Source organism: Agarivorans albus (assembly GCF_019670105.1).
GTDB classification, from domain to species: Bacteria; Pseudomonadota; Gammaproteobacteria; order Enterobacterales; family Celerinatantimonadaceae; genus Agarivorans; species Agarivorans albus.
Map to the genome: position 1 here is coordinate 3,838,425 of NZ_AP023032.1, position 18,987 is coordinate 3,857,411.

An 18,987-nucleotide genomic window follows, 5' to 3' on the forward strand; every position below is an offset into this window, starting at 1 on the left:
AGTGAACAGCCACCTAGTAGAGGTGTCTGATTACAACGCGGCGGGATATGCTCCCGTCGTGGATTTTCAGACCTGGCGAGTCGCCATATTAAACTACATTGATGAGCTCGAAACTGAGCTCATCGACAACTTTCAGTGTCACTTAGCAACCGATGAAGTGTTTGTTTTACTTGAAGGAAAGTGCATTCTATTTTGCGCCGAAACCACTCAAGGAAAGCTCGGAGAGATTGTTGCAACCGACATGCAAGCCGGAAAGCTTTACAACATTAAGCAAGGGGTTTACCACACTCATACACTAAGCCAAGACGCCAAAGTGCTGATTGTAGAAAACCAAGATACTAACGATAACAACTCACCTAAAATCACCGTTTCTGGTGATATTCAGCAACAACTTAGCCACCTAAAAGCCCAGCTTTGGGGCAGCTAAAATCCTGTTTAATCACTTAGGCTATTGGCTAAGTGATTACCCTGCTTTATCGCTATTCAACTGCTTAACTGAGTTACGAATGATTAACTCTGGAGCTAGTTTCTCAGTTATCGTGTGCGCTCTGTCATTAATTAAGGCCAGTACGCCTTGAGCCGCTTCGTAACTAAGCTGTTCGATGGGAAAGCTCACCGTAGTTAATCGAGGGCGAATGTGCTGGCTATAAGTGTCGTTATCAAAACCAACAATTGAAATATCTTCACCAATGGTTAGCTTGGCGTCACTGCATACGTTATACACAGCTAGAGCAATGTTGTCGTTTTGACAAAAAATAGCGGTAAAACCTTTATTGCGAGACATTAAACGGTGCACGGTTTCGTGGTTGCCTTCGTGATCAAAACGACCTTCAATTACCAAGTTTGCATCGTAAGCTATGCCCGCCTCGGCTAAAGCATTGCGATAGCCCTGCAAGCGGTCGCGACTTTCCACCTTACTCATTTGCCCGGTGATGCAGGCAACCTTGGTATGGCCGTTATCGATTAAGTGCTTGGTGGCTAAATAACCACCAAGCTCATTATCAATCCAGATACAGCGCCCTGCTAGCTCAGGAATATTGCGGTTTAAGATAATCGATGCAGGCGTATCTTCGGCAATCTTAATTAGTTCGTTGTCTGACAACTTGTCTGAGTGGATGATCAATCCATCAACCTTTTTCGAGGCCAAAAACTCAATCGAATCGACTTCTTTAGTTTTAGATTCCTGGCCACTGGTAACAATAAGGTGCAGACGTTCTTCACGAATAATGTTTTCAGTGTTGTGCATTAAGGGGCCAAAGTACGGACCATCTAAACTCCCCACCAGCATGCCAATACTGTTTGAGCGATTAGACGCTAAAGCCTGGGCGAAAGTATTAGGTTTATAGCCGAGTTGTTCTATCGCATTAAACACTTTAACGCGATTTTTTTCCTTTACTGAAGAGTGACCGTTAATCGCTCTTGATACAGTGGCCTGAGACACTTTGGCCAGCTCAGACACTTCCTTTATTGTTATCAACTCATTAACCCTACTGTTCAATACCTGCTTTACTCATGCGCATAGCGCAATGCATGTTACTTTTTACTAAATATCGCCGCAGCTTGCTAGTAATATGAGCGGAAACGGCGATATAGTCGACAAAGTAAACGCTAACAAAATAAAATCGCGCATATTTTCAACATACTATCACACTATAAACAGAGCAAAGTGGCATCACCGCCCATGTTTGCTCGCTTTGTGTAGCTACACGTTTACTGAATAAGTCGGCCGAAAGAAGGTTTTGCACTTACAGAACACCCAACAAAAAGAAAGCGCTTGCTAAATAAGGCAAACAAAAAAGAACAACTCACGCTGCGAAGCCAACTAAGCAAGCAAAACCAACACTATGCCAAACTCGCTCAAACCCCCTTTAAACACTAGGTTTTGTGAAGCAATGCGCAAATATTAATGACAATTAAGCAGATCCCAAACGACGATATTTAAAGCAATACACACAAATGCTATAAAGAAAGCGCTTACAAAATGATTTTAGCTTAGCAAGGAAGAATAATGATGATTAAGCCGAGTTCTGTTGGAAAACTCTCAGCACTAGCGCTAGCCACCACACTTACAGCTTGTGGTTCCACTTCGTCTTCTTCAGACGGAAGTAGTGGCTTGGTTCAAACTAAACCAGCCAAACAAATTACTGGCGAGCCGGTTACTCCAAGTGACAAATGGAAACTGATTTGGAGCGACGAGTTTGAGGGTGATGAAATTGATACCCGCAAATGGGGCTTTGAAGAAAACTGTTGGGGTGGCGGCAACAACGAACAGCAGTGTTATACCGACCGCAAAGTAAATGCCTTTGTTGAAGACGGCAAACTTAACATTGTTGCCAAGAAAGGAAACTTCACCGGCCCTGACAATCCCGACGGTAAAAAAGGCTTAAACAAAACCCTTCCGTTTACTTCTGCCCGTTTACGCACCCTAAACAAGAAAGAATGGAAATACGGTCGCTTTGAGATCCGTGCTAAGTTGCCATCGGGTCAAGGGACTTGGCCAGCTATTTGGATGTTACCGTCCGACTGGGTATATGGCGGCTGGGCTGCATCGGGTGAAATTGACATCATGGAAGCAGTCAACCTAAAAGCTAAATCTGATGAAACGGGCGCTATTGGCGAGCCTGAATCACGCATTCACGGCACCCTACACTTTGGTAAAAAGTGGCCCGATAACGCCCACGTAGGCCAAGGTGTAAAATTGCCGAATGGTGCTAACCCAGCAGATGATTACCATACCTATGCAATTGAGTGGGAAGAAGGTGAAATTCGCTGGTACGTTGATAACTACCACTACGCAACACAAACTCACGAGGGCTGGTATAGCCAATATGAGAAAGATGGCATGCTGGTTAATGCAGAATCAGAAGCGCCGTTTAACCAAAAATTCCACTTACTGCTTAACCTCGCCGTAGGCGGTAACTGGGCAGCTAAGGCCAATGAAGGCGGCATTGATGAATCAATCTTCCCTCAAACCTTCTCGATTGATTCAGTAAAAGTATATCGCTGTACCGTGGACCGCTGGAAAGGCAAAGGTTGTGCTGCAAGATCTGACGATGCAGTGTTAGTTGCTGGCGTAAAACCACCAGCTATTTTGGCAGTAGATGATGCCTATGCAGATGGCCCACTATTAGACATTTACAGCGATAGTCTAAACAAGTCTCTAGCCTTTGAAAGCTACAACCCGGTAGACACAGTTAAGTATTCGGAAGTTGACGAAGCGAGTCGCGGTAAAGTGATTAAAGTGAGTAAGAGCAGTGGAGCCGGCAATATTTACTTTAGAGCACCTCTTACCGATTTAAGCCACTGGCTAGAAAGCGGCCAACTCATCTTTGATATTAAAGTTGAAGAGCAAGCCAGCAACGCCAAACTACTGGTGAAACTCGATAGCGGTTGGCCCCACACCAGTGATGTTGAAGTACCATTACCAGCAGAGGGTGAATGGAAAGAAGTTCGCTTAAATATTAAAGATATTCTCGCTGGCGGAAATAGCCATGCAGCAGGTAAGAAAGCTGATATTGCTGCAATCAGCAATCTATTGGTATTTGAACCAAGCGACAAAATGACCTTCAAATTAGATAACATTCGATTTGAGAAAAAATAGCCATGTAAACTGGCACAAAAAAGGGGGGAGAAGCTTAGGCTTCTCCCCCCTTTTTACTTAATAGCATTCAAGCAATGTTAGCTGCCTACCTTCAGTTGGTCCCAGTAGAAAACTTGTTCTCCAGCTTCTGCTCCGCGTACACCGTAGTTAAAAAATAAAGTCACTTTGTTGTAGCGAGTATCACTCTGCCAACTTGGCGTGGCTTGGCTAAAGTCAAATATTAGCTGCTCCCACTGCCCTTGGCTTTGAGTAAGCACTTCAACTTCGGCAAAACTATCTGGCTGCTTACTGTCGGTTATCTTTAACCTTACTGGGATTGCTGCAGCAGGAGAGTACACCCACAGGCTCATGGTTGGCTTAAGCTCATCTAATTGGATAGCCTGGCTAAAACCGGCTCCCTCTCCTAGGCTGGTTCCCGCCCAACCAGCCGCATTGGCTGATTTACGAGTGAGAGCAACCCGGCTACGCTGCTTGCTAGGATCTTGGATTAGTTGACTATTGTTGCCGCCGAAATCTGAGAAGTAGTAAGCCAAGCCACGTTGGCTAAAGTTAAAGGGCAAACTTGCTTCAGGGTACTCAAAGCGTAGTTTGTCAATTTGCAGATCCATACTGGCTGTTGGCTCGATAACAAACAGATTAACCACTTTGGTCAAATCTACCGACTTGCCAGACACTAAGCTGTTTCCACGAGCGGCTAGATCTGCCACGTTTATCCTCACTTCAGTCCACGTATCTAGCGCTGGTAACTCTACTTCATAATCGCTAGCATTAGGCCAGCCGCTATCCATTTTCACCAACAATTTAGCGCCTTTAGCATGACTAAGTAGCTTTAAATCAAAGATGAGTTGTCCACCCTCCTGCCAATGGTTCATGTTGGTTTCAGGTGCGGTCAAATGCACATTACCGGCTTTGCCTGCTTTACTAATCTCAATCACCTGCCCGCGGTAAGGATCGGCAGTTAGTCGATAGCGCATCGCATTTCTTGGGTCATAACTGTTCAACATTAAGCTGTAGTCCAGTTCATCATCAAATAAGCTAAATCGAGGCCCTTCTGCAAATTGCGTATCCACAGCTACTGTAATCGGAGGCCTAAAGCCTTCAACTAGGTTTGCTTCTTGCGGTACGCTATTGCAACCTTTGCCACTACTTCGCTCCACAGTGCACTGATATACCCGCACAAAGTCCACTTCTAATGCCTGCGGAAAAACATCACCATCTACGCCTGTGGCATTAGCGTTTTCAGCCCAAGAGCCGCCAACATCGAGATTCAAGCCTAAGTAAAATGCTTGGTCAAAAGGAGCAGCTCCTTCAGCGGTAATCAAGTGACCATTGTTGCGGTATTGGCTATACCACTCATCCTGTCGCTGAGTTGCATAGTGCACATTATCAATAAACCAGCGGATCTCTCCTTCTTCCCACTCCACTGTGTATGTGTGAAAACCATCAGCCGGGTTAATGCCATTAGGCAACTGATAGTCTTTTCCAGAACGTAAATTTTCAGGCACCGCTCGTCCATAATGCAAACTGCCATACAAACGGTCCTCTAAAGCAGAGCTATCAACTCCCTTAGCATCGCTAGGCGTTTTTAAGTTTACTGCCTCTACAATATCAATCTCGCCAGATGCGGGCCATTGTCCGTACTTTTCTTCAGAGGGTAACATCCAGATGGCAGGCCAAGTACCTTGTCCTTGTGGAAGTTTTGCGCGCACTTCAACTCGACCATAACGCCAATCGACCTTACCTTTAGTGCTCAGTTTTGCCGAGGTATAAGCTTGTGTTTTAGTTACTCGTTTATCACCACTGGGTAAGCTCGGCCCAGTAAAACTGCCCTTTTTTGCCAGCAGTTTGAGGCTACCTTCAGATACCTGAATATTGGCTTTTCGTTTGGTATAACATTGCTGACTAGCACCTCCGCCGCCCCAGCAATGCTCTTCTACATTCCACTTACGCTGATCAATCTCATCAGCATCAAACTCATCATTCCATACCAATTGCCAATACGCAGCCGGGCTACCTACTGGCTGAGATAAAGCTTCTTCAGATTGTTTGGCCTGCTCTGTAGACCCGCAGGCTAGCAACAACAACGGCACAGGAAGCGCCGCCACCTTACAACAAAACTTAACATTCATTTTGTCATCCTTGTCTTGTTAATTTTGAAAGCGCTTTCTTTATAGCATTGTTGGTATAGGCTTAAAACCATACAATTAACCCCAGCCTAAGTTCTATGCATATATGCGTACAAACTCACATTTAACAATCACTTAAAGTAAAAATTACTTCCTTCCCCTGAGGATAGAAAAGAAAGGGAAACGTGTATTGACGAGACAGATAAATAGAAAGCGCTTACTAATAAATACCGAAACAAGCAAACCTTGCATTAGTAAAAGTGAGCTGGCTGTCAGCAGAACGTACTGGCATGGACAATACTGGTAGCGTACTTGCTAAGTGATCCCAAGGACTTAAATGAGGCCAGGTTATTGGTCGCGGAATCAGTCTAGTTTTACAATGTGTGTAGACCTTACGATGTACCAAAATATTAATCGCTCGATGAGAGACATCGAGCTTTTTATCCAATCAAGCGTCAACTTGTATCAGGATGGTTACCAAAACAAAGATCAAAAGGTTAACCAGTAATTATTCCTTCAAAACAAAAGTACTGATCGAGTTATTCGCTAAAGACAGCTCCGCACCTAAGCCATCCACCACCAAAGTAAGCTTGGCCACATGCCCTTCATTTTGTACTACGACGACTCGATCTCCATTGCCATTTTCAAAACTCACCGCATGCAAATTTTCGCCGATCACTTGAGTTTTAATTCGCCTAGCGCCAATCTCAACATAGCGAGATAAATGGCCAATGTAGTAGTATGAGTTATTATAAATCAGTGATTTAGCCTGGCGATTATACATAATGGGAGCCTCGCAGAAGTTCTCTACGTGATTTGGACCACCCTGTTCATTTAACAACAAATTCCAGTCAATCCAACCTTCAGAATAATTATTAAAATCTCCAATTATGTTTCTGCCATAACGCTCACCATTACCCCAAGCGCCTAAGTAGCCACTTTTGTCATTCTTATCTACTGAGGTATCGGTTAGCTCCACACAACCTTCGGTAAAGATAATATGAGTATCTGGGTAAAGGTGATGCACCATAGAAAGGTTTTCGAAATCTTCACTCACATACCAATGATTACCCACGCCCCATACATATTTAGCGGCCTCTGGGTCACTTAATACAATGGCTGTTCGCTGAACCATAACATCACGATTATGATCCCAAATGACAATCGCTTTATCTTGGTAGCCTGCAGCATGCATAGTTGGGCCTAGGTAATCTTTTATAAAATCGCGCTCTTCCTCTGCGGTATAAAAACATGAGTCCCAGATTTGGTCGGCTTCTGGCTCATTTTGAATACTAATGCCCCAAATAGGTACGCCACGCAGCTCCATTTGCTCGATGAATTTGGTGTAATAATTCGCCCAAGACTGCTGATATTCGGCCAACAGTTTTCCTCCGTAATTCATTTCACCGTTAGATTTCATAAATGCCGGCGGACTCCAAGGCGATGCCAACATAGTGATCGGCTCACCAGCCTGTTCAGCCGCCCTCTTAATCATGGGAATAACCCATTGCTCTTCGTGAGAAATATCAAAGCTATTAAGCTCACTATCCCCTTCTTCGATATAGGTATAGTTGCCTAAGGCAAAGTCGCAGGAATGAATAGCCACTCGCCCTAATACGTAACCCAAGCCCTGTTCTTTATCAAAATAGGCCTTAATAAATTCCTCTTGTAAGGCTTCTGGCATCTCGTGAAAAATACTAGCAGCGGCTTCAGTAAACGCGCCACCGAAGCCGATATGGCTTTGAAATTTTTCTTCCGAGTTAACCGCAATCATCGATTGCTGCACTTTATAAAGAGGCTTAAATTGCACTGCCGCTTTTTCTGCCCATCGCTCACCGGTGCGCTCAAGTGTTCTATAATGTGTTGCTTTCATTTACTCACTCAACTTTGTTTATCTAAATTGTGCACAGGTTACAATGAAAGCGCTTTCTTTTTCAATCTACCTAAATCACAAAATAAGAAAACCAAAAAGAAAGAAAAATCACCCAAAAATCCATTTAAATTAAGGAATACATAGAGAATTCATGAGTATGTTTTTATATTACCCCCTGTATTTTGGTTACAACAAAAAGGAAGCGCTTACAAAATGAAAATATGTAAATGCTGCTCAGTTTAAGCAATAACACTAGCCTAAAGCCCCTATCATGCGATCAATATGCGCAGGCCCTATTGGCCGCACACCAGAAGGATTTAAAGCCTTAATCGAATAATATTCGCGAGTAATATGGTCGATACTCACCGCCTCAGCCACACCAGGTATGGCTGATATTCGCTGCATGTATGCTGATAACTCGGGGTAATCGACAACTTGTTTGCGATTAGTTTTAAAGAGGCCGTAATAGGCGACATCGAAACGTATTAACGTTACAAAGGTGCGAATATCAGTTTCGCTAAGCATATCCCCAACTAACTATTGCTTCTTTGCCAACCTTTGCTTGAGCTCCACTAATACTTCAAATACCCGTTTACCGTCTGTTAATTAGTACACTTTTCACGATTCTCACTTTAACAACAGTAATCAACATACTGATTTTATTTAATTATTTACCTAGTGCAGTTTGCCCAACTCAAACAATAGAGCTCTGTAAGAGGCTGAGCCCATCACCTTTGACTTTCACTTTTTTTTTCAAATGGCACTCAATTAAAAAAAATAAAAAGTAGATTGATGTTAGCTGTGCGTCAAATAGTGATTAATGGAGGAAAAGTGAAATTCAATTGCAGAAATTGGATAGGTTGATGACGCGTAATTGAACTCATAACGTTGAGAATCAATTCGGGGAGCTAGTGTATATCTATAGAAGGATTATGAGTATTGTGAATACATGTAACTCTAATAAGCGCCACGCTTTGTTAGCCGTAAGCTCTCCAATGCGTTTTTGCTGCTTCCAACGTTCAAACCAGTGTTTAGCAACCACCTTTAGAGTGTGGTTATATTCCTGTTCTGCTTCTTTTCTCATATGTTGACTATGAACTTTAGGATCTCCCCCTGCTGCCGCCAATGCTCTTTCTTCCGCTACTTTCCGGCGGGCATCTGCAAGTGAAACTTCGGGATACTGACCAAAACTAATTTTAAAGCGTTTGCCACTGACTGGTGCAACATAATCAAAAAACCACCATTTACTGCCATTGGGTCGTATTCGCAATGGCAAACCACCTCCGTCCGCCAAGGAATACTCTTACTGCTTGGCTTTGGCTTGCTTAGCTTGAGTGTTAGTTAGGGGGTACAGCTGTTCTGGCCATTCGTTCAAGTCTCCATTGACATGGGGTTACTTGGAATTTATCAGGGATTACATAAAGATCTGGATTTAACAAGACGACAAAAACGTCTCGGGACTAATAACGGAGGTAAACGTTGATTTTAAAACGCAAAAAAGCCGTCACTAGGACGGCTTTTTCTAATTTGGTACCAGAGGCCGGACTTGAACCGGCACGCTATCACTAGCGGGGGATTTTGAATCCCCTATGTCTACCAATTTCATCACTCTGGCATTTGTTTACCCGCCTTGGCGAGTGATTGGCATTATAAGCTGCGTTTTTAGATTGGCAAGCGCTTTTTGTTTTAAAGCCCACTAAGTGTTTAAGAATTGTGCTAGCAGCCTATTAGTGAAAGAAAGTCGATGATTTTGCTGCTCAGATTAATTCTCAGCCAGCGCAGATTTGCTACCATACAAGAAATTTCTTAGAGGCAACAAAACCATGGCTAACGCTAGCGCCACCACTTCACTGCCAACCGCAGGTTTCTTTCGTCGTTTAGGGGCTTATATTTACGATGCTTTAATGGCCATTGCTATAGGCATGGTAGCCACCATGCTTGGTTTAGCTGCAGTAGCCATAGGTACCAGCATAGGGCTTATTACGCTCCCCGAAGGGGTTGAGCACTCTACCTACCTAGTTGGTCAAATTTGGTTTCAGGGCTTAATTTGGGGCAGCATAATCATGTTTTATATTTGGTTTTGGCATAACCATGGCCAAACCATTGGAATGCGAGCTTGGCGTTTACGGGTGCAAAATAAAGACGGCTCGAACATTTCTTACACCCAAGCACTTATTCGTTTATTTACTTCGGCACTTGGGGTAGGAAATTTGATGGTAATAGTCACCAAAGACAACACTGCTTTCCAAGATATTTGGGGCAGATGCCAAGTGGTGACCTTGCCTAAAAAGTAACGCTAGGTTCTACGATTAATCAAAAAGAACGCAATACCTAGTACGAGTACACTAGGTATTGAAGCACTAATGTAAGGATGCACCCCGTAAACTAAGCTCATTGAACCAAGCACCTGATCTAAGATGTAATAGCTAAAGCCAGCCACCACACCCAACATGATTTTTGCTCCCATACTCGAGCTACGCAGTGGGCCAAATACAAACGACAAAGCCAATAGCATCATAATACCGGTGAGTATCGGCATCATTAACTTACGCGCCAATGCTAGCTCGTACCGTGCTGGATCTTGGCGGTTTTGCTTTAAGTAGCCAATGTAAGAGTACATGCCAGAGATAGACAGATCGTGAGGTTTAACGGTTACTACACTCAGTTTATCGGGAGTTAAGGTGCTGCTCCAAGGGTAGTTCTCATAGCGAGTCTCGATAACCCCATCATCACTAAAGTCGATAACTTTGGCGTCTTTAATCAACCACCGGTTGGTATCATATACAGCCTGGTCACCTTCAACCTGCTGGTACAACTCTGCATCATCATTAAAGCGATAAATGGTGATGTTAAATAGCTCTTTACTCTCTTGTACTTCGCCAATATTTACAAAGCTTTCACCATCTTTTGCCCACACACCACGCTGCACAGCAACCATGGCTCCGCCCGACATTTTACTTGAGCGCAACTCTTTAGCGGCCATGTCTGCGCGAGGAGCCACGTATTCACCTAACAACATCATCACAATCATCATTGGTACTGCAGTTTTTAGAACTGCTACCGCAATATTAAACCGTGATAAACCTGAGCTTTGCATGACCACTAATTCACTAGTGCTAGCTAAAGATCCTAAGCCAATCAACGAGCCAAGCAGCGCCGCCATGGGAAAGAAAATTTCAAGCTCGCGAGGCACACTAAGCAATACATACCAAAGAGCGTCGGCAATTTGGTAATCGCCTTGTCCTACGCTGCCCAGCTGTTCGACAAATTTCACGATCATGCTCAAGCTTTGCAAAGTAACCAGTACTAGCAAGCTAGACATGATGATGGTGCGGCCTATATACCAATCAAGAATCCGAAACACAGGCCTTCCCTTTAACTTTTCCGCGAACTTTCAAATAATACTCACTGCGTATAAACAAATAGCTGAGTGAAATAAACAACATTAAGGCATGTACCGACCACAAGCCCACTTCTGGCGGTATTTTACCTTCTTCCAGCGCACTTCTTGCAGCGCTCAGCATCAGGTAATAACTTAGGTACAACAAAATAGCAGGCAGTAATTTGGCGTAACGGCCTTGGCGTGGATTAACTGCCGCTAAAGGCACTACCATTAGGGTTAAAATAGGAATTGTAAGCGGCAGAGAAATACGCCATTGCAACTCAGCAATTTGGGTTAGATCCTCAGAGCCAATTAACTGTTTTGTGGGTAAAGACCACAAGCGGCGCTGCGATTGGTTACCTTCTTGCTCACGTAAATACACTCGATAACGTTCGAAGTGTAGGATGCTGTAATCCAGTTCCTCTGGTGCTTGCTCATAACGTTTACCATTACTTAGCACCATCCATTGAGAGCCATCGGTTCGTCGCTCAATGCCACCTTCTTCTGCCATTACCACAGAGGGGCGAGTATCGCTGCCCTCGGAAGGCGTATGCGCTACAAATACTTTTTCAAGATGTTGGCCTTTGTTTTCAATTTGCTCCACAAAGGTCACCACCCCGCCGCCCAAAGACTCAAAGCGCCCTTGAACCAACACCGATATGCCAGCTTCAGCATCCATTTGGTCAAATAGCTGTTGCTCTAACTCGTTGGTATATGGGCTTAAATACAAGGTGTTAAAACCTGCGGCCGCAGTAGACAGCAAACCCAGCACCATAGTATCGCGCAGCAACTGGGCGGTACTATAACCACAGGCTTGCAGCACCACCATTTCACTGTCTGCGTATAAACGGCCATGAGCCACCAAAACGCCGATAAACATACTTATTGGCAGGATAAGAATCAAAAAGGCAGGCATGTTCAATAACATGACTTTGGCGATAATTTCACCCGCAACGTTGCCTTCAGCAGCTTGAGATAAGACTCGAACAAACTTTTGCGAGGTAAAAATCAATAATAAAACAGCCAACACCGCCAGTTGGGTTTTTGCTGTTTCTCTAAATAAGTAACGGAATATTAGCACTCAGTCATTCACTTCAAACATAGAACTTTGCTGGTAATAGCAAAAAATTCAGATAAACTTTCTATTTTTTACAGTTTCACATAGCAATATGTGCCTGTATAGCTCATATTTATTTAAACAGTAGATAGAATCGGCCACCCGTTCTAGCAGGTTAGCTATCTTAACCCAGTTTTGGAGATTGTAGGAGTATTCATGGAGTTTAGCGTAAAAAGCGGTAGCCCGGAGAAGCAACGTAGTGCGTGTATAGTTGTAGGTGTGTACGAACCACGTCGTTTATCGCCCGTTGCCGAACAACTCGACAAAATTAGCGATGGCTATATTAGCGCCTTATTACGTCGCGGTGATTTAGAAGGCAAAGCTGGCCAAGTACTGTTGTTGCATCATGTACCTAACGTATTAAGCGAGCGCGTATTATTAGTTGGCTGTGGTAAAGAGCGCGAACTAAACGAGCGTCAGTACCGCCAAATCATTACTAAAACCATTAACACCCTAAACGAAACGGGTTCTATGGAAGCGGTATGTTTCTTACCTGAGTTGCATGTTAAGTCTCGCAATACCTATTGGAAAGTTCGCCAAGCGGTAGAAACCACTCAAGAAACGCTCTACAGCTTTGATATGCTGAAAAGCAATCGCGAAGAAACCCGTCGCCCACTGCGTAAAATTGTATTTAATGTGCCTACCCGCCGTGAGCTAACCATTGGTGAAAGTGCCGTTCAACACGGTTTAGCAGTTGCTCAAGGGGTTAAACACGCTAAAGATCTAGCCAACTTGCCGCCGAACATTTGTAACCCAGCTTATTTAGCCGAACAAGCTAAAGAGTTACAAAGCAACTACGACAACGTAAAAGTAACCACCTTAGGTGAAGCGCAAATGGCGGCACTTAAAATGGACTCATACTTGGCTGTAGGTCGTGGTTCAGATAACGAATCAATCATGAGTGTGATTGAGTACTGTGCACCAGGCTGCGAAGATCAAAAACCAATTGTATTGGTGGGTAAAGGGCTTACTTTTGACTCAGGTGGTATTTCACTAAAACCAGGCGCAGGCATGGATGAAATGAAATACGACATGGGCGGTGCTGCAGGTGTTTATGGCACCATGAAAGCGCTGGCCGAATTACAGTTACCGCTTAAAGTTACCGGCATTCTTGCCGGTTGTGAAAACATGCCTGGCGGCAACGCCTATCGCCCAGGTGATGTTATCACCACTATGTCGGGCATTACTGTAGAAGTACTAAATACCGACGCTGAAGGCCGCATGGTATTGTGTGACGTGCTTACCTATGTAGAGCGTTACGAGCCTGAGCTAGTGATTGATGTAGCCACCCTAACCGGTGCCTGTGTCATTGCGCTAGGCCATCACACCACTGGTTTAATGACGCCACACAACCCACTTGCACACGACTTACTTAACTGTGCCGAGCAAAGTGGTGATAAAACCTGGCGACTACCTTTAGGTGAAGAGTATCAAGAGCAGCTAAACAGTAACTTTGCCGACATGGCCAATATTGGTGGTAAAACCGCAGGCTCTATTACTGCAGCTTGTTTCTTGTCGCGCTTTACTAAAAAGTACAACTGGGCTCACCTAGATATTGCCGGTACAGCTTGGAAGAGCGGCGGCGAAAAAGGCGCAACAGGTCGCCCAGTGCCATTGCTTACTCAATTCTTAATTAGCAAAACTGATCAAGAAATAGAAGAATAAGCCAATACGCTTATTTACTAGAAGGGAGCATTTGCTCCCTCTTTTCTTTTCAGGGCAAAATTTCTTGCTCAAAGGCCTAAAACTAAGCATTGCCGTGCATATTTCAAACAAGTAGTCTCTAGCGTATGAAAGCGAAATTTTATATCATGCCCGATTCTGTCATCACTGACAGCGAAGCGTTCGATAAAATAGTGTGCGATGTGCTTGCACAATACTATCGAAACGGGGAGCGCATACAGGTGTATACCTCTTCCAAGCAGCATGCAGAGCGGATTGACGAAGTGCTTTGGCAATTTGAAGCCGAGCAATTTGTGCCGCACAATCTCAGTGGTGAAGGCCCCCAAGGAGGGGCGCCTGTCGAAATATCGTGGCAGGCACCTAGGCAACGTCGCCAGTGTTTAGTGAACCTCACTGAAACGGCACCAGATTTTGCTAGAAATTTTCAACATATTATCGATTTTGTGCCAGCAGATGAAACCGGCAAGGCTGCGGCTAGAGAACGTTATCGAGTGTATCGCCAACAGGGTCTACAATTAGACACCGCAGCGTACACAAACCCAGAAATTATATAGAGTCAGTACATCCAATGGAAAAGACCTACAACCCAAGCGCAATTGAACAAGCGCTATATCAAGAATGGGAACAACAAGGCCACTTTAAGCCGCATGGCGATACCACTAAAGAGGCCTACAGCATTATGATCCCACCGCCAAACGTCACTGGCAGCTTGCATATGGGACATGCGTTTCAAGACACCATTATGGATACCTTGATCCGCTACCAACGCATGCAAGGTAAAAACACCTTGTGGCAAGTGGGTACTGACCACGCCGGCATTGCAACCCAAATGGTGGTAGAGCGTAAAATTGCCGCTGAAGAAGACAAAACCAAACATGACTATGGTCGTGAGGCTTTCATCGACAAAATTTGGGATTGGAAAGCAGAATCTGGCGGCACAATTACTAAGCAGCTACGCCGTTTAGGTGCCTCGGTCGATTGGGAGCGCGAGCGCTTCACCATGGACGACGGCATGTCTAAAGCCGTAGAAGAAGCCTTTGTACGCCTTTACGAAGACGATCTTATCTACCGCGGTAAGCGCCTAGTTAACTGGGATCCAAAACTACACACAGCTATTTCTGATCTTGAAGTTGAAAACAAAGAAAAGAAAGGCCACATGTGGCACTTGCGCTACCCGCTAGCCGATGGTGAAACCACCAGTGAAGGTAAAGATTATTTGGTGGTTGCCACTACCCGTCCAGAAACCATGTTAGGTGATACTGGTGTTGCGGTTAACCCAGAAGATCCTCGCTACAACGCCCTTATTGGCAAGTTCATCGAGCTACCATTAGTCGGTCGCCGTATTCCTATCGTAGGCGACGAACACGCCGATATGGAAAAAGGTACTGGTTGTGTAAAAATCACTCCCGCTCACGACTTTAATGACTGTGAAGTTGGCAAGCGCCACAAACTTCCAATGATCAACATTCTTACCTTGAATGCAGACATTCGTGACGCAGCCGAAGTATTCACTAGCAATGGTGAGCCATCAGAAGTTTATTCAACGGATATTCCGGCAGAGTTCCAAGGTTTAGAGCGCTTTGCAGCGCGTAAAGCCATTGTGGCCAAGTTTGACGAGTTAGGCCTGTTACAAGAAGTAGCCGACCACAACAACACTGTACCTTACGGTGACCGAGGCGGCGTAGTGATCGAGCCAATGCTTACCGACCAATGGTATGTACGTGCCGCGCCGCTTGCTAAAACTGCGACCGAAGCGGTAGAAAATGGCGACATCAAATTTGTACCACAACAATACGAGAACATGTACTTCTCATGGATGCGAGACATTCAAGATTGGTGTATTTCACGCCAACTTTGGTGGGGCCACCGCATTCCCGCTTGGTACGATGAAAACGGCAAAGTGTATGTTGGTCGTAACGAAGCAGAAGTGCGTAGCAAACACGGCTTAGGTGACGAAGTAAATCTACGCCAAGACGACGACGTACTAGATACATGGTTCTCTTCAGGTTTATGGACATTTGCGACTCAAGGTTGGCCAGAGAAAACGCCAAACCTTGCTACTTTCCACCCAAGCGATGTATTGGTAACCGGTTTTGACATCATCTTCTTCTGGGTAGCCAGAATGATCATGATGACCATGTACTTCATCAAAGACGAAAACAACAAGCCTCAAGTACCTTTTAAAACGGTATACGTAACGGGGCTTATTCGTGATGAAAATGGCGACAAGATGTCGAAGTCTAAAGGCAACGTACTTGACCCTCTAGACATGATCGACGGTATCGATTTAGAAAGCCTAGTGACTAAGCGTTGTGGCAACATGATGCAGCCTCAACTGGCCAAAAAAATCGAAAAAGATACCCGTAAAACTTTCGAAAACGGCATTGAAGCCCACGGTACCGACGCCTTACGTTTCACCCTAGCCGCTATGGCGACCACCGGTCGTGATATTAACTGGGACATGAACCGCCTTGAAGGTTACCGAAACTTCTGTAACAAGTTATGGAATGCCAGCCGCTACGTATTAATGAATACCGAAGAGCAAGATTGCGGCCTCTCTTCACAAGAGCAGGGCGGCGAAATGGAATTTTCTCTAGCAGACCGCTGGATCGAAGGCCAATATCAGCAAACCATCAAAGCTTACCGTGAAGCATTAGATACTTACCGCTTCGACATTGCTGCCCAGCTAATTTACGAATTCACCTGGAACCAGTTCTGTGGTTGGTACTTAGAACTAACTAAGCCAGTGCTGTTTAAAGGCAACGAAGTGCAGCAACGTGGTACTCGCTATACCTTGCTAAACATTTTAGAAAGCTTACTGCGTTTAATGCACCCAATCACGCCTTACATTACTGAAACTATTTGGCGTCAAGTTGCGCCATTGGCCGGTAAAGCACAGGCCAGTGATAGCATTATGCTGCAAAGCATTCCAGAGTTTGATGCCTCACGCATCGATGAAGCCGCTGTAGCCGATTTAGAGTGGCTTAAGCAGTTTATTTTAGCGATTCGAAATATTCGCGGTGAGATGGACATTAGCCCTAACAAACCGCTTAACGTTCTATTGAAAAACGCCTCTAGCGAAGACTTGCGCCGCTTAAACGATAATGCACCGTTCTTGGCTTCTCTAGCTAAACTAGAAAGCACCACCGCATTGGCAGAAGGCGAAGCGGCTCCGGCCTCAGCAACGGCTATTTTAGGCGACATGGAGATACTTATTCCTATGGCTGGCCTAATCGATAAAGATGCAGAGCTAGCGCGTATTGGCAAGCAACTTGAGAAACTAGAAAAAGAGCTAGCAAAAGTGTCTGGCAAGCTATCAAATCAAAAGTTTGTCGCCAATGCACCTGAACAAGTTATTGCTAAAGAACGTGCCAAACTAGACGAAATGGAAAGTGCTAAGGCTAAGTTGGTAGCCCAGCAAGAGACCATCGCCGCCCTTTAGTTTGCAACTTATGACAAAGTCCTCCAGTGGAGGACTTTTTTATTTGTGAAAGGATAAACAATGAACAAGAGTTTACTCACTAACTTAGCCACTTTACTACTGGTAGCTGGAGGCTATTTTACTGCCAATGACTTAATCTTCTCGATTGGTTTGTTTGCTCTATCCGGCGCATTTACCAATTGGATAGCGGTGCATATGTTGTTTGAAAAAGTGCCCGGTTTATATGGCTCTGGGGTTATTCCGGCGCGCTTTGACGACTTTAAAGACGGCATCAAGCAGTTAATGTTGACCCAATTTTTTACTGCAGAAAACATCGACCGTTTTCTTTCTGATGCGAGTGGAAAAGCGGTACAATTAAACCTGCGCCCAGTAATTGATAAAACTGACTTTAGCCCCGCTTATCATGCTTTGGTAGATACTATCGAAAACTCATCTTTTAGCGGAATGCTAGCGATGGTTGGTGGCAAAGAGGCACTCACTCCACTTGAGCAGCCTTTTGTAGAAAAACTTAAAGATGCAGTGATTGAAATTAGCCAAGATGAGCAGTTTAGCGAAGCACTCAGAGAAGAATTAGAGCAACCTGAACACCTAGGCGATGTGCAGCAAAAAATCACCTTAATCATCGAGCAGCGGCTTGCTGAGCTCACTCCGCAATTGGTTAAACAAATCATCCAAGAGATGATTCGCAAGCACCTAGGCTGGCTGGTCGTTTGGGGCGGTGTTTTTGGTGGAGTGTTTGGCCTAATACATGGCTTAGTGTAAATTGTAATAGCAATCACCCTAAGTAAGTGACCAGAAACAACGCAGGAAAAATACTCGAGAATAAGGGCGGATTTTTCGACAAGTAGTTACTCTACTCAAAAATTCTAACGCAGTTATCGAGTATTTTAACCAGATAGAATGAACAGTTACTTAGTACGATTGGTGTAACATCCAGCTAGTTGCTGCCAGCTAGCTGTTTTCCTGCTATCAAGGCGTCTATCTCTCCGCTATCTAACATCGCTTGTAGTAAGTTTGAGATTTCTTGCTCACGCTCAACTAAGGGTGACAGCTTTGAGATAGCCAAATAAACAGGGCGCTGTGTTTGCTGGCGATAATCAGCATGTTTAAACCATGAAGCAATGCCCTGCTCTTTTAAGAAATAATCCCCCTCCACGCAAGACATCACCACGGCATCAACTCGCTGACCTTTGAGTAAACGAAACGCTGACAGGTCATCAATGACTTCATGTTTGCTCAGCCCTTGGTCTTGGTCGAAACGCTTGAAGTAAGCCACCTTGCTTTGTACCGCGATAGTCAAGGAGTACAAATCTTGATAGCTATTTAGATCAAATTGGCTGTCACGCTTCAAGTAAAAACAATTACTTTGAAAGCTTCGATAAGCAGGCTCCACAAACGTCATATACTGTTCGCGCTCAGCATTTCTATAAAGCCCGGTCATTACGTCGCTTTCGCCCATCAGCATGTGCTTTAAGCAACGCTTCCAGCCACACCCTTTGGTATGTAATTGTAAATCCAGACGCGCACTTAAAACCTTAAGCAGCTCTATTTCTATCCCAGTCAAGCTACCGTCGGATTCAATGGTTCGCCATGGCGGCCAATGCGCATTTGCGGTAGTGAGGGTTTGTTGTGCCCACGCTGGGTAGCTAAGCAGCAAACACAGAAAAATGCGCAACAAAGTCACAGCTAGTCCTTTAGGCTTATGTTGTTAATAGTGTAGTCAAAAAAAAAGGCGCTAAATGCGCCTTTTAATAATGAATAGT

15 protein-coding genes and 1 tRNA gene are annotated in these 18,987 nt (G+C 44.6%); 7 read left to right on the plus strand and 9 right to left on the minus strand.

The annotated features are described in order from the left end of the window. Position 1: 1 nt before the first annotated feature. Positions 2-427, plus strand: a complete 426-nt coding sequence (locus K5620_RS17410) for a WxcM-like protein (protein WP_040307117.1) — start codon at positions 2-4, stop codon at positions 425-427. 36 nt (positions 428-463) lie between these two features. Here the strand turns inward: K5620_RS17410 and K5620_RS17415 are convergent, their stop codons facing one another. After that, the gene (locus K5620_RS17415) at positions 464-1,477 is read right to left on the minus strand and encodes a LacI family DNA-binding transcriptional regulator (RefSeq protein WP_040307137.1); all 1,014 of its coding nucleotides are present in this window, start codon (positions 1,475-1,477) and stop codon (positions 464-466) included. 531 nt (positions 1,478-2,008) lie between these two features. On the opposite strand from K5620_RS17415, the gene K5620_RS17420 reads away from it, so the two are divergent. Then, on the plus strand, positions 2,009-3,601 hold the full coding sequence (locus K5620_RS17420; protein WP_246612297.1) for a glycoside hydrolase family 16 protein: 1,593 nt from the start codon (positions 2,009-2,011) through the stop codon (positions 3,599-3,601). A 77-nt stretch (positions 3,602-3,678) separates the two neighbouring features. Here the strand turns inward: K5620_RS17420 and K5620_RS17425 are convergent, their stop codons facing one another. The 5 genes from K5620_RS17425 to K5620_RS17445 all read right to left on the minus strand — a co-directional run bounded on the left by K5620_RS17425 (position 3,679) and on the right by K5620_RS17445 (position 9,215). Further along, positions 3,679-5,730, minus strand: coding sequence for a glycoside hydrolase family 16 protein (locus K5620_RS17425; RefSeq protein WP_016401640.1), 2,052 nt, complete (start codon positions 5,728-5,730; stop codon positions 3,679-3,681). 505 nt (positions 5,731-6,235) lie between these two features. Next, positions 6,236-7,600, minus strand: coding sequence for a glycoside hydrolase family 30 protein (locus K5620_RS17430; RefSeq protein WP_016401641.1), 1,365 nt, complete (start codon positions 7,598-7,600; stop codon positions 6,236-6,238). A 252-nt stretch (positions 7,601-7,852) separates the two neighbouring features. Beyond that, positions 7,853-8,125 carry a glutathione S-transferase C-terminal domain-containing protein gene (locus K5620_RS17435; protein ID WP_016401642.1) on the minus strand — a complete coding sequence of 91 codons (273 nt, stop codon included), beginning with the start codon at positions 8,123-8,125 and terminating at the stop codon, positions 7,853-7,855. 394 nt (positions 8,126-8,519) lie between these two features. Continuing rightward, positions 8,520-8,894 carry an integrase arm-type DNA-binding domain-containing protein gene (locus K5620_RS17440; RefSeq protein WP_040307118.1) on the minus strand — a complete coding sequence of 125 codons (375 nt, stop codon included), beginning with the start codon at positions 8,892-8,894 and terminating at the stop codon, positions 8,520-8,522. A gap of 234 nt (positions 8,895-9,128) precedes the next feature. Further along, positions 9,129-9,215: transfer RNA gene (locus K5620_RS17445), tRNA-Leu, on the minus strand. Positions 9,216-9,423: 208 nt separating this feature from the next. Between K5620_RS17445 and K5620_RS17450 the strand changes: the two genes are divergently transcribed. After that, positions 9,424-9,894 (plus strand): RDD family protein, encoded by a 471-nt coding sequence (locus tag K5620_RS17450; protein ID WP_016401644.1) that lies wholly within the window; start codon positions 9,424-9,426, stop codon positions 9,892-9,894. A gap of 2 nt (positions 9,895-9,896) precedes the next feature. On the opposite strand, the gene lptG is transcribed toward K5620_RS17450, so the two are convergent. Then, the gene (gene lptG / locus K5620_RS17455; RefSeq protein WP_016401645.1) at positions 9,897-10,964 is read right to left on the minus strand and encodes an LPS export ABC transporter permease LptG; all 1,068 of its coding nucleotides are present in this window, start codon (positions 10,962-10,964) and stop codon (positions 9,897-9,899) included. Then, entirely contained in the window at positions 10,948-12,063 is a 1,116-nt protein-coding gene (gene lptF, locus K5620_RS17460; RefSeq protein ID WP_016401646.1) for an LPS export ABC transporter permease LptF, read from the minus strand. Before lptF ends, lptG begins: the two co-directional genes overlap by 17 nt. A 192-nt stretch (positions 12,064-12,255) precedes the next feature. Here lptF and pepA point away from each other — a divergent pair, with 192 nt between their 5' ends. The 4 genes from pepA to K5620_RS17480 all read left to right on the plus strand — a co-directional run bounded on the left by pepA (position 12,256) and on the right by K5620_RS17480 (position 17,986). After that, complete coding sequence (gene pepA, locus K5620_RS17465; RefSeq protein WP_016401647.1) at positions 12,256-13,764, plus strand: leucyl aminopeptidase; 1,509 nt, start codon at positions 12,256-12,258, stop codon at positions 13,762-13,764. Between the two features lie 125 nt (positions 13,765-13,889). Then, on the plus strand, positions 13,890-14,336 hold the full coding sequence (locus K5620_RS17470; RefSeq protein ID WP_040307119.1) for a DNA polymerase III subunit chi: 447 nt from the start codon (positions 13,890-13,892) through the stop codon (positions 14,334-14,336). 14 nt (positions 14,337-14,350) lie between these two features. Then, positions 14,351-17,224, plus strand: a complete 2,874-nt coding sequence (locus tag K5620_RS17475) for a valine--tRNA ligase (RefSeq protein ID WP_016401649.1) — start codon at positions 14,351-14,353, stop codon at positions 17,222-17,224. Between the two features lie 60 nt (positions 17,225-17,284). After that, a complete protein-coding gene (locus K5620_RS17480) occupies positions 17,285-17,986 on the plus strand; it encodes a DUF445 domain-containing protein (protein ID WP_016401650.1) in 702 nt (233 codons plus the stop codon). A gap of 175 nt (positions 17,987-18,161) precedes the next feature. Here K5620_RS17480 and K5620_RS17485 read toward each other — a convergent pair whose 3' ends face one another. Then, positions 18,162-18,908 carry a substrate-binding periplasmic protein gene (locus K5620_RS17485; protein ID WP_016401651.1) on the minus strand — a complete coding sequence of 249 codons (747 nt, stop codon included), beginning with the start codon at positions 18,906-18,908 and terminating at the stop codon, positions 18,162-18,164. Between the last annotated feature and the right edge of the window lie 79 nt (positions 18,909-18,987).

What these genes read in the sequence shown, in the direction of transcription:
- K5620_RS17420 (WP_246612297.1), top strand. Translation starts at nt 2,009, where the DNA reads ATGATGATTAAGCCGAGTTCTGTTGGAAAACTCTCAGCACTAGCGCTA.
- K5620_RS17425 (WP_016401640.1), bottom strand. Translation starts at nt 5,730, where the DNA reads ATGAATGTTAAGTTTTGTTGTAAGGTGGCGGCGCTTCCTGTGCCGTTG.
- K5620_RS17430 (WP_016401641.1), bottom strand. Translation starts at nt 7,600, where the DNA reads ATGAAAGCAACACATTATAGAACACTTGAGCGCACCGGTGAGCGATGG.
- K5620_RS17435 (WP_016401642.1), bottom strand. Translation starts at nt 8,125, where the DNA reads ATGCTTAGCGAAACTGATATTCGCACCTTTGTAACGTTAATACGTTTC.
- K5620_RS17450 (WP_016401644.1), top strand. Translation starts at nt 9,424, where the DNA reads ATGGCTAACGCTAGCGCCACCACTTCACTGCCAACCGCAGGTTTCTTT.
- pepA (WP_016401647.1), top strand. Translation starts at nt 12,256, where the DNA reads ATGGAGTTTAGCGTAAAAAGCGGTAGCCCGGAGAAGCAACGTAGTGCG.
- K5620_RS17470 (WP_040307119.1), top strand. Translation starts at nt 13,890, where the DNA reads ATGAAAGCGAAATTTTATATCATGCCCGATTCTGTCATCACTGACAGC.
- K5620_RS17475 (WP_016401649.1), top strand. Translation starts at nt 14,351, where the DNA reads ATGGAAAAGACCTACAACCCAAGCGCAATTGAACAAGCGCTATATCAA.
- K5620_RS17480 (WP_016401650.1), top strand. Translation starts at nt 17,285, where the DNA reads ATGAACAAGAGTTTACTCACTAACTTAGCCACTTTACTACTGGTAGCT.